The sequence below is a fragment of the Streptomyces sp. NPDC004721 genome, from assembly GCF_053601495.1.
The window spans coordinates 47,330-60,432 of the sequence record NZ_JBSGBZ010000002.1 but is presented as its reverse complement, the minus strand read 5'-3'; the positions used below and the strand labels follow the sequence as shown (position 1 = coordinate 60,432).

Annotated in this window: 7 protein-coding genes and 1 pseudogene; 2 read left to right on the top strand and 6 right to left on the bottom strand. The window is 73.6% G+C overall.

The window, feature by feature from the left end; genetic code table 11:
- Nucleotides 1–18: 18 nt before the first annotated feature.
- Nucleotides 19–708 carry a cell division ATP-binding protein FtsE gene (gene ftsE, locus ACWEK3_RS01925; protein WP_384179555.1) on the bottom strand — a complete coding sequence of 230 codons (690 nt, stop codon included), beginning with the start codon at nucleotides 706–708 and terminating at the stop codon, nucleotides 19–21.
- Between the two features lie 252 nt (nucleotides 709–960).
- On the opposite strand from ftsE, the gene ACWEK3_RS01920 reads away from it, so the two are divergent.
- Entirely contained in the window at nucleotides 961–1,152 is a 192-nt protein-coding gene (locus ACWEK3_RS01920) for a hypothetical protein (RefSeq protein ID WP_141360499.1), read from the top strand.
- 120 nt (nucleotides 1,153–1,272) lie between these two features.
- Here the strand turns inward: ACWEK3_RS01920 and ACWEK3_RS01915 are convergent, their stop codons facing one another.
- The 5 genes and pseudogenes from ACWEK3_RS01915 to ACWEK3_RS01895 all read right to left on the bottom strand — a co-directional run bounded on the left by ACWEK3_RS01915 (nucleotide 1,273) and on the right by ACWEK3_RS01895 (nucleotide 8,803).
- Nucleotides 1,273–2,100, bottom strand: a complete 828-nt coding sequence (locus ACWEK3_RS01915) for a hypothetical protein (protein ID WP_453248671.1) — start codon at nucleotides 2,098–2,100, stop codon at nucleotides 1,273–1,275.
- A 318-nt stretch (nucleotides 2,101–2,418) separates the two neighbouring features.
- On the bottom strand, nucleotides 2,419–3,531 hold the full coding sequence (gene prfB / locus ACWEK3_RS01910) for a peptide chain release factor 2 (RefSeq protein WP_450540346.1): 1,113 nt from the start codon (nucleotides 3,529–3,531) through the stop codon (nucleotides 2,419–2,421).
- Between the two features lie 48 nt (nucleotides 3,532–3,579).
- Nucleotides 3,580–5,200, bottom strand: a pseudogene (locus tag ACWEK3_RS01905) (IS200/IS605 family accessory protein TnpB-related protein).
- Nucleotides 5,201–5,768: 568 nt separating this feature from the next.
- Complete coding sequence (locus ACWEK3_RS01900; RefSeq protein WP_450540344.1) at nucleotides 5,769–7,043, bottom strand: serine/threonine-protein kinase; 1,275 nt, start codon at nucleotides 7,041–7,043, stop codon at nucleotides 5,769–5,771.
- Between the two features lie 122 nt (nucleotides 7,044–7,165).
- Complete coding sequence (locus ACWEK3_RS01895; RefSeq protein WP_450540342.1) at nucleotides 7,166–8,803, bottom strand: protein kinase domain-containing protein; 1,638 nt, start codon at nucleotides 8,801–8,803, stop codon at nucleotides 7,166–7,168.
- Between the two features lie 491 nt (nucleotides 8,804–9,294).
- Between ACWEK3_RS01895 and ACWEK3_RS01890 the strand changes: the two genes are divergently transcribed.
- Nucleotides 9,295–12,951: an FHA domain-containing protein gene (locus ACWEK3_RS01890; RefSeq protein WP_453248773.1), complete on the top strand. Its 3,657-nt coding sequence runs from the start codon at nucleotides 9,295–9,297 to the stop codon at nucleotides 12,949–12,951.
- The last annotated feature ends 152 nt before the right edge of the window (nucleotides 12,952–13,103 follow it).

Genomic DNA, 13,103 nt, shown 5'->3' with positions numbered 1-13,103 from the left:
CTTTCCGTCGTGGACTGGTCAGTGCTGGTAGCCGTAGACGCCGCGCGCCTGGTCTCGGACGAGACGGCCTTTCTCCAGCTCGATGACGCGCTTGCGCATCTGGTCCACGATGTTCTGGTCGTGGGTCGCCATCAACACGGTGGTGCCCGTCCGGTTGATGCGGTCGAGCAGCTTCATGATGCCGACGGAGGTCTGCGGGTCGAGGTTGCCGGTGGGCTCGTCACAGATGAGCAGCTTGGGCCGGTTGACGAAGGCGCGCGCGATGGCGACGCGCTGCTGCTCACCACCGGACAGCTCGCCGGGTCTGCGGTCCTCCTTGCCGCCGAGCCCGACGAGGTCGAGCACCTGCGGCACGGACTTGCGGATCTCGCCCTTGGACTTGCCGATGACCTCCTGAGCGAAGGCGACGTTCTCGGCGACCGTCTTGTTGGGCAGGAGGCGGAAGTCCTGGAAGACCGTGCCCAGCTGGCGGCGGATCTGCGGGACCTTCCAGTTGGAGACGCGCGCGAGGTCCTTGCCCAGGACGTGCACCTGGCCATGGCTGCACCGCTCCTCGCGGAGGATCAGCCGCAGGAAGGTGGACTTTCCGGAGCCGGAGGACCCCACGAGGAACACGAACTCGCCCTTCTCCACTTCCAGGGAGACATCCCTGAGGGCGGGGCGGGTCTGCTTGGGGTAGACCTTGGAGACATTGTCGAATCGGATCACGGATGCACCACGTGTCGCCGGGGGTAGATGAGCGTGACCATACGCGAACCGAGTACGGGCGCGCAGTCGCCGGTCATGGTTACGTGTGGGTTGTGTGTTTTTGTACGGGGCATATTCTCGCGGAGTTGGTACAAGCCCCGTGCTTGTGGAGCGACCCGCGCGCCGTCCCGGCGAACCTGGCATGGTGGGGAGGGAACGTTCGCGCGCGCGTGGGCGTTGACAGAGTGGAACCGGCGCAAGGAGGGCGAGCGCATGACGTACGACCGGCTGGTGTGCGCGAACTGCGCGGCGCCCGTGAGCGAGGGCCGGTGTCCCGTGTGCCGTGCGAACCGCGAGCGGCTGCAACAGGAGAACTTCTTCGCTGGGCTGAACCCGACGGCGCTGATCGCGCTGCTGGTGGTGCTGATCGCCGCGGTGGCGCTGCTGGCCCACCAGACGGTGTAGGACGCACACCGAGGACAACGTGCAGGGGCCCGGAGCTTGTCGCTCCGGGCCCCTGGTCATTCACTCACACGTACGCCCCGCACCGGATGTCGCATACGGTGCGTACGCCGGTCGCCACGCTCAGGCAGCAGCGCCGCCGCGGCCCTCCATGAGGCGCGGCAGGAACCGGAAGCCGATACCGCCGGCGATCATCGTGGCCGCGCCGACCAGCAGGAACGTGGTCTCCGCGGCACCGGTCTCGGCGAGCTCCTGGCCGTTGCCCTGCGCGGACGGGTTGCTGTCCGAGCCGGTCTCGGTCAGGGCCGAGGAGCCCTGCTCCTGCGGGACGGTGTTGTTGTTGCCGCCGCCGTTGGGGATGGTGCCGCCGTTGCCGCCGGAGCCGCCGCCGTTGTTACCGGAGCCGCCGCCGTTGTTGCCGGAACCGCCGTCGCCGTTGCCGCCACCGTTGTTACCGGAGCCGCCGTTGTTGCCGGAACCGCCGTCGCCGTTGCCGCCACCGTTGTCACCGGTGCCGCCACCGTTCTCGCCGTTCCCGCCGCCGTTCTCGCCGTTCCCGCCGCCGTTCTCGCCGTTCCCGCCGCCGTTCTCGCCGTTCCCGCCGCCGTTCTCGCCAGAACCGCCGTTCTCGCCGTTCCCGCCGCCGTTCTCGCCAGAACCGCCGTTCTCGCCGTTCCCGCCGCCGTTCTCGCCGGAACCGCCGCCGTTCTCGTTACCGCCGGTCTCGCACGTCGGGTCGACGGCGATGTCGCAAGGGTTGCCCGGGTCTTCGTCGCTCGGGCCGTCCCCGCCCGTCAGGGACACGTTCGCCTTGATGCCGGTGCCGCCGACGCCGGCGCTGACACCGAGGTCGAGGGCCGAGGCCGCGCCCGCGGCGGTCAGCGAGGCGCCGGCAGCGATCACGGCACCGGCCGCGATGCGCGCGACACGGACCCGCGTCTTCTTCGTCATATGATTGCTACCCCCAGTAGCTGAATCGTCTTCGAGCGGCGCGCGGGGCCGTGATCAACGGGGGTAGTTGGCGCAATGCAGATCCCCCCGGTTCACATGCGCCCCAGAAATGTGCATGCCACGTTTTACCCTTCCCGCTTTTCAGAAGACCGTCAAGGTCGTTGCGGGCGCGATGTCCAACTGTGCGGTGTTTGCGCGTGGTTGGAGTCTGTGAGCGTGACGTAAAACCCGGACATCGGCCAACAGAAAAGGCAACTGCCGCTCCTGCAGCGGCAGTTGCCTTGTCGACAAAGGGTCGATTTCTGAATTCCCAGGCGGCTACTTGCCCTGGTCCTGCTGCTTGCGCCAGCGAATACCGGCCTCGAGGAACCCGTCGATCTCGCCGTTGAACACGGCCTCGGGGTTGCCGACCTCGTGCTCGGTGCGCAGGTCCTTGACCATCTGGTACGGGTGCAGGACGTAGGAGCGCATCTGGTTGCCCCAGGAGTTGCCGCCGTCGCCCTTGAGGGCGTCCATCTTGGCCTGCTCCTCCTGGCGGCGACGCTCGAGCAGCTTCGCCTGGAGGACGTTCATGGCCGTGGCCTTGTTCTGGATCTGCGAGCGCTCGTTCTGGCAGGAGACCACGATGCCGGTCGGGATGTGCGTGAGGCGGACCGCGGAGTCCGTCGTGTTCACACCCTGGCCGCCGGGGCCGGAGGAGCGGTAGACGTCGACGCGCAGCTCGGACTCGTCGATGTCGATGTGGTCGGTCTGCTCGACGACGGGCAGGACCTCGACACCGGCGAAGGAGGTCTGCCGGCGCCCCTGGTTGTCGAAGGGCGAGATGCGCACCAGGCGGTGGGTGCCCTGCTCGACGGAGAGGGTGCCGTAGGCGTAGGGCGTCTGCACGGCGAAGGTGGTCGACTTGATGCCGGCCTCTTCGGCGTACGACGTCTCGTAGATCTCGGTCTTGTAGCCGTGCTGCTCGGCCCAGCGCAGGTACATGCGCTGAAGCCGCTCGGCGAAGTCGGCGGCGTCGACGCCGCCGGCCTCGGCCCGGATGTTCACGAGCGCCTCGCGGGAGTCGTACTCACCGGAGAGCAGCGTCCGGACCTCCATCTCGTCCAGCGCCTTCTTGACCTCGGCGAGCTCGGCCTCGGCCTCGTCCCGGGTGTCCGGGTCGTCCTCGGCCTCGGCGAGCTCGAAGAGCACACCGAGATCGTCGATCCTGCCGCGCAGGGCCTCCGCCTTCCTGACCTCCGCCTGGAGGTGGGAGAGCCGGCTGGTGATCTTCTGCGCCTCGTCGGGGTTGTCCCACAGGGAGGGCACGGCCGCCTGCTCCTCGAGCACGGCGATGTCTGCCCTCATCTTGTCGAGGTCCAAAACGGCCTCGATCGACTCCATGGTCGAGGAGAGGGACTTCAGCTCTTCGGATACATCGACGACTGCCACGCATCCAGCGTAACGGCTCCACCAACCGACAAACGCCGCACACCGTTCCTAGGGGCTGAGCGGGAGTGAGTCCCGGTGCCAGGACTCGTGCTCAGCCGTGTGCCCCGAACGGTTGTGGGCACACTGGTCGCCCGCTTTCGCTCCGCATCCGGGCGGCAGGGATCGTGTCCGCGGTCCGGGAACGCGGGGGCGGGGTCCCTCGCACCCCGGGCTGCCCGGTCGGGCCTGCACGGTCCGATGCCCCGCAGCATCACTCCGGTGCTGCGAGGGCGGTGCCGTCCATCGCCGGATCGGGTATCCCAGGGCGCGTCGTCCGATCGCCACGGCGGCAGCGTCGTGCCGCGTGGCCTTCCTGTTCTTGCTGGTGAGGGGTTTTTGCCAGTGCTGGGCGCCCCAGCGGCTGGTGTAGACCCGACGGCGACGACAGCGACGCCCAGCTCGGCGGCCATCGAAACCAGTCTGGCCCGCAGTCTGGCGGTGGGCAGGCCGGAGATGAGCGTGCGGAACCGCTTGCGGCGCCCGTGCTTCTCCCGGGTCGTCTCCGCTGAGAAGTCCAGGTCCTCGATCGCGAGGGCCAGGCCGTGACGGGCGGCCCAGTGCAGCAGACGGATCAGCCCGTGGCGCACCTGCGCGTCGCGGTGGCCCGCGCTGCCGGTCAGGGCGTAGTCGAAGCGGCGGGGCGCGCCGACGGGGTTGCCGTGCTCGTCCAGGCGCCAGGCGGCCAGGTGGTCGGCGTTCATGTCCACCCCCACCAGCCCGCCCGCGCGGACCGCCTCCAGCGGCACCGTCTGCATCTGCGGAGTCTGCCAGGAGGCGGTCACGTACCAGCGGTTGCGGTCTACGTCGTAGTGGATGCGGTAGGCCACGGCCCGGTTCGCGGCGACGCGGTCAGCCCACTGCTCGCCGCGGTGGCGGAAGACAGCCCGGCAGGCGAGCACGTACCTGCCGTGGGGGGCGTTGGCCAGGTCGGCCAGCGGCGCCGGGAGCTTGATGCTCACTTCACCGTCCGGTGAGACGCGGATCGTCTCGTTGCCGTACCGCTTGCCGGACTCGCCGTCGGCCTGCAGGAACCACCGCTGGGCCTGCCACCGCAGCCGCCAGTCGGCCTCGCTCATCTGGGCATCCTGAAGGTGGTGCCAGGCGTGAAGCAGCTTCCTGCCGCCGCGCACCACGCGCACTCGTCCGACCTCCCAGTCGGCCCCTACCTGCCGCAGCCGGTCCTCAAGCACGTGCAGGCGCCGGGCCTTGGCGAACCACTCCCGCCGGGAGCGGTAACCGCCCGGCGCGCCCCGGGAGCCCTTGGCCCAGAGGGGCTGCGCGAGCCGGTGCCTGATCGTGTCGATGCCCGCCCGGAGACTCTGAAGGTGGGCGAGCTGCCCGCGCCGGGCCAAAGCCCACTGATCGTGGCCCGGGTGATGCTGCCCGCCCAGCGGGAGGACGACTGGCCGGTCAAAGCCTGCTTGCGACGCGCCCACTGCTCGCCGTCGTGGCCCAGGCCCGCCGCGCAGCGCGCCCTCAGATCGCCCGAGGCCAGCGAGCCGAGCAGAGTGCCGACCCGACGTAGCACCGCCTCGTCCTGCCCGGACAAGCCCTTGAGACCGGAGCCGACCGCCACCCCGAACGGGCCGGGCACCACGAACGCCGCCGCCACCTCACGCAACCCGCTCACACCTCACCCCGCCCGACACCGAAGGACTCCTTACCGCACCCAACGACCACCCCGGTCAAAGGTCACGCATTCGAAACCAGAACGCCCGTCGCCTTTCCACGCCGCGCACCGTCGCCGCGACGCTCACTCATGCACGCCAGAACATGCTCAGCCACTATCGACCGACAGCAGCTCACAACCCCCGACCCCTCGGGGACCCACCACGGCACCGGCGTATGCGCCACCTACCCCGCCCTGGGGCTCCGTCCCAGACCTCGACAGGGCTGCGCCCCGGGTGCCTACCCACCCGACTCGGTGGAGGAGAGGGGGAGGGGTGGCCCCGGAGGGGCGGTGTGGGGCGAGTTGCGCCCGGTAACGGCGGACCATGGGGGCGGGCACCCGGCCGTGGCGCGCCATGGTGGACGGGTACGCCCCGGAAGCGGCGGGCCGCGGAGGAGAAACCGGGGTGCAGGGGGCAAAGCCCCCTCCCGGGGTCTGGGACAGAGCCCCAGGACCGAAGCCCCTCACCCACCGAGACGGGCGGGCGGTGGGCGGAGACGGGGCGAAGCCCCAAAAACCGAAACCGCTGTCACGGAGACGCCGACTGCCCAGGCGCCCCCGGCGCAACATCCGCCCCGTCCCCCGACGACGCCCACCACACCCCCGCCCCGAGCACCCCCGCGACCACCACCCCCGCGACTCCCAGCGTCACCCGCCGCCGCCGCGCCGCGGCCCGGTGACGCGCGGCGGAACCGGGCCTCGGCGCCCCCGCCGTCCGCGGCACCCGCGCAGTCCCCCGCGCACCCCCCGCCAGCTCGTCCGGCGCCGGCACCCGCATCGACGTATGCGTGTCCCGGTTGGAGTCCGGCTTCGCCCCGGGCACCAACGGGACCGCTCCCCGCCGCCGTACCCGCTCCCCGGCCCCGCTCCCAGCCCTGGTCCCGGCCTCGGCCGGATCCGCCGACCGGTCGGACGACGCCTCCTCGCCCGCCTCCTGCGAAGACTCCGCCTCCGGCTCGTCCACATCCAGCGGCGGCATCCCCACGAGCATCGGCTGGAGCTCCCTGAGCCGGGCACCCAGCTCCGAGGCCCGCAGCCGCGACGCCGGCGCCTTGGCCAGGCACTGCACGATCAGCCGCCACAGCTCGTCCGGGATGCCCGGCAGCGGTGCCACCGTCTCCGTGACGTGCCGGCGCAGCACCGCGCCCGGATGCCCGCCGCCGAACGGGGTGAAGCCCGCCAGCAGCTCGTACAGGACCGTGGCCAGCGCGTAGATGTCCACGGCGGCCCGCGGGGGCAGCCCCTCCACGATCTCCGGCGCGAGATAGTCCGGCGTACCGATGATCTTCGTCGCCCGGGTCCGCTTCGGCGAGTCGATGAGTTTGGCCACACCGAAGTCGGTCAGCAGCGCCGGGTGCGCGCCGCCGGGGCCGAGCGGCCCCTCCATGTCCAGCAGCACGTTCTCCGGCTTGACGTCCCGGTGCACCACCCCGGCCGCGTGCGCCGCGGCAAGCCCGTCCGCCACATCGGCCACGATCGCCACGGCCGCCTCGGGCGCCAGCCGCCGCTCCCGCTCCAGCCGGGTGCGCAGATCCGTACCGCGGACGAGGTCCATGACGAGGGCCAGGTCGTTGCCGTCGACCACCAGGTCCCGTACGGAGACCACGTTCGGATGCTCCAGGCCCAGCAGCGCGGTCCGCTCCTGTACGAAGCGGCCCACGAGTTCCTGGTCGGACGCGAGGTCCTCGCGCAGCAGCTTCACGGCGACGGGGCCGTCGGGTCCTTCGCCGAGCCACACCGTGCCGGCGCTGCCCCGCCCCAGGATCTGGTTGGCGGTGTACCGGCTGCCGATCTTCCGTGCCAAGACTGCTCCTACAGACGCGTGTTGCCGACAAAGCTACGCGTCCGGCGAGCCGACCCTCACCACAGAGCCGGAATTCACCCCCCGGCTGTCGACAAATCCCCAGACCCGCGCCCGGGCCTGTCCTAGTTGCCGTTCAGGTTCTTGACCCAGTCGCTCACCGTGCCGACCCAGGAGCCCAGTTGGTCCCAGTAGCCCTTGCCGGTCCCGATCCACTGCTGCAACGGGGTCAGTTCCCAGATGAGCCAGCCGGCCACCACCAGGATGATGATCGTGAACAGGCAGCCCTTGAGGCAGCCCAGACCGGGGATCTTCATCGGGTTCGCGCTGCGCTGCCGCGGCGGCCTCGGCTCGCGCACCGGCCGTCGGGGCTCCGGCTGGGCGGGCGGCGCGTACCGCTGGGGCTGGGGCGCGTACCGCTGCGGCTGTTGCTGCTGATAGCCACGACCGGGCTGAGGCTGCTGCTGCGGCCGGGCGACCTGCCGCTGGGGGCGGCGGCGCAGCGGGTCCTCGCTGGGGTCCAGGTACTGGACCTGTGTCTGCTCGTTGCGGTCGCGGGCGGCGCGCAACTGGTTCTGCCAGGGGTGCGGCTGATCGGGCTGCTGGTCCCCGTACGGCCCGCCGGGGCCGTTCATGTCGCCCGGCGCCCCCTGCGGCATCGGCGGCATCACGCGTGTGGAGTCGCCGCCGTGAGCGGGCAGCGCGGTGGTGGGATCGGCCGCGCCGGCCGGGCCACCCGTGTGCGGCAGGAAGCTGGTCGCCGCGTTCGGGTCGTACGAGGCCGCGCCCTGCGGCAGCACCTGCGTGGGGTCGGCGGCGCCGGACACGTCGGGAGCGGGCACGCTCGCGGGCGCCGGGTCGGGCGCCAGTAGCACCCCCACGGCCTCCGCGGCGGCGATCTGCGCGGCGCCCGCATGCACGCCCACGCCGTCGGCGACGACGCGCAGCCCCTGGGCGAGGTTCTCGGCGCTGGGCCGTTCGTCGGGGTTCTTGCGCAGGCAGCGTTCGATGACCGTCCACAGCGGGTCGGGAATGGTGGACGGGCGGCGCGGTTCGGCGCTCAGGTGCTGGTGCAGGACCTCCAGCGCCGATCCGCCGGAGAACGGCGGACGGCCGGTGACCAGCTCGTACAGCAGGATTCCGGCGCCGTACACGTCGACCGCGGAGTTCTGCGGCCGGCCCTCGGCGGACTCGGGCGCGACGTACGCGGGCGTGCCGACGAACTCGTGGGTACGGGTGAGTCCGGGCGAATCGGCCAAACGGGCGATGCCGAAGTCGGTCAGCATCGGGTGCATCTGCCCGCCGTCCTGCCTCAGCAGGACGTTCGCCGGCTTCAGGTCGCGGTGTACGACCCCGTCGGCGTGGCTCGCGGCGAGCGCGTCGGCGATCTGGGCGGTGAGCAGCGCGGCGGCCACGGGCGTGAAGGGGCCGTTCTCGCGCAGGTAGCGGTGCAGGTCGGGGCCGTCGACGAGGTCCATGACCAGCGCCAGCAGCTCACCCTCGACCACCAGGTCGCGCACCCGCACGATGTTCGGGTGGGTCAGCCGGAGCAGGACGGACCGCTCCCGCAGGAACCGCATCACGATGTCGGAGTCGTTCGCCAGCTCCTCCTTGAGGACCTTGATGGCGACGGTCTCACCGGGCTGCCCGGGCACGGCTGCCTCCGCGCCCGCCGCCTCCCTCTGGCGGGCTCGCCAGACGGTCCCGGTGGCACCGCGTCCGAGCGGCTCCTCCAGGAGGTACTTGCTGCCTACCGGCCGCACGTCATGCGCTCCCTGCTGCTTGCTTGCCTGAACCCGCGCTTCTGGGGCGTCCCGCGGGTGCTGCGACCCGCCGCGCGGGTGTTCCGACCCACTTTAGTGCCGCCCTCCGCGGTGCCGGGCGGTCGAGCTGCCGCGCCCGTGCCGCACCGGCTCCTTCCACGGCGACGTACGCACGGGGCCCCGTACATGTTCGATGGAAAGACGCTCGGCTCGGGTCGGTTGGTTGCCCGGGACCGACATGAACGATCCCAAGCAGGCATCGAGCGGACATTCGCCGGGCATCGGCCGGGAACTTTTGCGGGCAGAGCCGACCAATCAAGATCACTTGCCGGTGGGCGGCGGGCGCGGTGTCAGTGGTAGGTGCGAGGATGCCTCCAGAACTGGCCGACGTGCTCGTGCGGTGGTGGGGGAAAGTCCGCGGTGGGGGACCGCGGGGCGGTTTCGCCCCACGCCGGTCGCGGGCGCCCGCGCAGAAGGGACCGCTGACGGCGATGCAGATCCGGCTGACCGTCGTAGATCCGCTGGGCCCGCCCTCCCCCACGGTCTCGGCCTCGCAGGAGCGGGGCGGCCACCCACCGGCACGAAGCCGCGCCGCGAGCTGCGACGTGCTGGTCACGGCGCCCGCCGGCACCGCCCTGGCCGCCGTGGCGGCGGCGCTGGCCGCGGCGGTCTCCGGCGAGGGAGCGTCGGCGTCGGAGCGGGGCGGACGGGAGCGGGGCGCGTCCGGCGGCCGGGAGCCGGGCGCGGGCCCCGTGGTGTTGTACGCGGGCACGGAGCGGCTGGACGCCCAGCGCTGCACGCTCGGCGAGCCCCCGCTGCTCGACGGCGCGGTGCTGTCCCTGGGCGCCCCCGCCGACCCCGAGCCGCACCCCGAGCTCGACGACGCCCCGACCCAGCTGCACGTGGTCGCGGGGCCGGACGCGGGCGGGGTGCACCTGCTGCACGGCGGGCAGATCACGGTGGGCCGTTCCGCCGACGCCGACGTGCCGCTGGACGACCCCGACGTCTCGCGCGTGCACTGCGCGGTGACGGTGGCCCCCGACGGCGGCGTCTCGGTCGCCGACCTGGGCTCCACCAACGGCACGGAGCTGGGCGGCAGGCCCGTCGGGTCCCGCGCGGTCCGTTTCGCGCCGGGGGCGCTGCTGCGCATCGGCGAGTCGGCCCTGCGCCTGACACCGGCCGCGGGACCGGACGCCCGCGTACGGACGACACCCGACGGGGAGGGCCATGTGCGGCTCCCCTCCGAGGCCGCGCCCGCACCGGACGCCACCACCGCACACGAGCGCGTACGGGACGGCGTGGGCGACGGCGACGGCAGCGGTGCGCACGGGGCGGCCACGCGCGCGTACGGCGATGCCACCGGCCCGACCGTGACCCACCGGGGAACATTCGCACCACACCCGCCGGGAACCGTCGAGCCCCCCGCGGTCCCCCCGCAGGCAGGCGCGCCCCGGATCGAGGGCGGCGACGGCGCTCACAGCGCGCAGGCGCAGCCGCCCGTGCCGTTCGCCATCACGGCGGACGGCGGCACCGGCGTGCCGCAGGTCCTGCGCCGGCGCGGCGGGCTCGGGGCGTGGGCGCGGCGGCTGACCGGCGGGCGCGGCGAGCCGGCGGCCGACCGGCAGGGGACGTACGACGGCACGGCGGCGGGCGTGCGCGCGCAGGACGCGCCCGCGTGGTGCAGGGCGCCGCAGCGGCCGGAGACCTGGCCGGACCCGGCGGCACTGCTCCTCGCGGCCCTGGGCCCGGGGCCGCGGCTGTGGGAGCGCGGGCCGGGGCACCCGGAGGCGCTCACCGTACGGCTCGGCACGGCCGACCGGCAGGCCCCCGACGGCTCGGGGCTGCTGCCCGCGGTCCCGGTCACCGCCGACCTGCGCGAGGCGGGAGGGCTGGGCCTGGCCGGACCGCGCGCCCGCCTGTCGGGACTGGCCCGCGCGGTGCTCGCCCAGCTCGCCGCGGCGCACTCCCCGGACACGCTGGAGATCGTGCTGCTCAGCGCCGACTCCGCCCGCCCGGTGGAGGAGCGGACCGCCGAGTGGTCCTGGCTCGGCTGGCTGCCGCACGTCCGCCCGGCCCACGGCCAGGACTGCCGTCTCCTGCTCGCCTACGACCGGGAGCAGGCCGCGGCCCGCACGGACGAACTCCTCCGACGCGTCCAGGACCACATCGCGAGCCACCCGAGCGGCGACCCCGCTTCCGGGACGGGCCCCACGGCAGGCGACCACCGGGCGCAGGACGCGCGCGCCGGGGCCCGGCGGCCCTCCTGGGCGCGGGACGACGATCCGGCGGCCGAGCGGGGCTTCGCGGGGCCGTACACGGTGGTGGTCGTGGACGGCGACCCGGGCGGCGCGGGGGCGCGCGAGGCGGTGGCACGCCTGGCGCACGAGGGTCCCCGGGCCGGGATACACCTGATGTGCCTCGCCGAGACGACGCCCGCCTCGCCCGCGTCCCCGGTGACGGACACCTACGAGGCGGCGTGCGCGGTGTCGCCGGCGTTCGGGGAGTGCGGAGCCGTCGCCCTGCTCAGCGGCGACGTGGCGACGGCGCTGCGGCTGATGCGCGTCGCGGGACATCCGGCCGCGGCCGATCCGGACGGCGGACCCGAGCGGATCCGGCGGCACCCGGACGGCCCCCTCCGCGCACCGCACGCCGAGGCACCCGCCGGGACCCCGGCGGCACGGGCCCAGCACCGCACCCCCATACCCCCCGGCACCGTCGCCGTCGTCGACGCGGTGTCCCCTGCCTGGGCCGAGCGGTTCGCGCGGGCCCTGGCGCCCTTGCGGACGGACGGGCCGGGAGCGAACCGGCCGGCCCGGGTGTCGGCGCCGCTGCCCCTGTCGGCGCGGTTGCTGGACGAACTGGGGCTGGCCCGGGCCACCCCGGCCTCGCTCCAGGCCCGCTGGGCGGACGCGGCCGACGACACGGCGGCCCTGGGCGGTCGCGCCTGGGCGATACTGGGCGCCGGTCCGCGCGGACCGGTCTGCGCCGACCTCGTGGCCGAGGGACCGCATCTGCTGATCGAGGGACCGGCGGGCAGCGGCCGTACGGAACTGCTGCGATCCGTCGTCGCCTCGCTCGCCGCCGCCGAGCGGCCCGACCGCCTCGGCATCGTGCTGGTGGACGGCCGGGACGGCACCGGCGCGGCCGGCGGGCACGGCGACGGCCTGCGGGTCTGCACGGACGTGCCGCACGTGACCACCCACCTCACCGCCAACGACCCCGTCCGCATGCGGGAGTTCGCCCAGTCGCTGAGCGCCGAGCTGAAACGCCGGGCCGAACTGGTGGGGCTGACGGACTTCACCGAGTGGCACACCGGACGCGAGGTCTCCGGCCGCATCGTCTCCCAACGCACACCGCAGCCGCACGGCACGCCCGGCCCGAGCCCGACCTACGCGGCCTCGAACGGCGCGGGCACGGCCCACACGGCCCCGACCGGCGCAAGGACGGCCGGCGCGGGCACGCCCGGCCCGGACCCGGCCCGCACCGCCCAGCGCACGGCGACCACCCACGGCGCGTTCGCCCCGGGGCACATCGGAGCGGGCGCCGCCGGTGACGCGGGGGACCTCGACAGCCCGCCCAGTTCGACGATGCGGCTGCGGCCCGCCGCCGCCCGCAGGCAGGCGGAGGCCGCGCCGCCGCTGCCCCGCCTGGTGGTGGTCGTCGACGACCTCGACGCCCTGGTCTCGCCCTCGCTCGGTTCGCCCGGCCGGCCCTCGGCCGGGTCGGTGATCCGCGCGCTGGAGGCCGTGGCCCGGGAGGGCGAGCGGCTCGGCGTCCACCTGGTGGCGGCCACCACGCCCGGCGGCCGTACGGCGCAGACCGAACCGGCGCGCCGGGCCGCGCTGCGGGTCACGCTGGACGCACCGGCCCCGGGACCGGACGAGCCGGTGCCCGGACGCGGCCGGCTGGCCTGCGCGGACGGCCGGGTGACAGCGTTCCAGGGCGGTCGCGTCACGGGCCGTATCCCGCGCACCGCGACCCAGCGCCCCACGGTCGTCCCCCTGGAGTGGCACCGCATGGGCGACCCGCCCACCCGGCGCTCGGTACGGGAGTTGGGCAACGGCCCGACGGATCTCGCCCTGTTGGCAAGCGCGTTGGAGCGCGCGGCACGGGAGGTGTCGGCGACCCACGTGCCCTCGTTGCTGTGATCAGCCTCCGCTGCCGTTGCTGCAATCGGCCCCCGCCCCCGTGATCAGGATCTGACCCGGAGTCACGACGTGGTCACGATCGCCCGGTTGACACCGTGGGCGCTCTTGCCGACTCCCGGACCCCGGCGTACACCAGAGCCCACGGGACAGCG

Excerpts from the sequence above, each read along its gene's own strand:
- ACWEK3_RS01890 (WP_453248773.1), top strand. The coding sequence starts at position 9,295 with ATGCAGATCCGGCTGACCGTCGTAGATCCGCTGGGCCCGCCCTCCCCC.
- ACWEK3_RS01915 (WP_453248671.1), bottom strand. The coding sequence starts at position 2,100 with ATGACGAAGAAGACGCGGGTCCGTGTCGCGCGCATCGCGGCCGGTGCC.
- ACWEK3_RS01920 (WP_141360499.1), top strand. The coding sequence starts at position 961 with ATGACGTACGACCGGCTGGTGTGCGCGAACTGCGCGGCGCCCGTGAGC.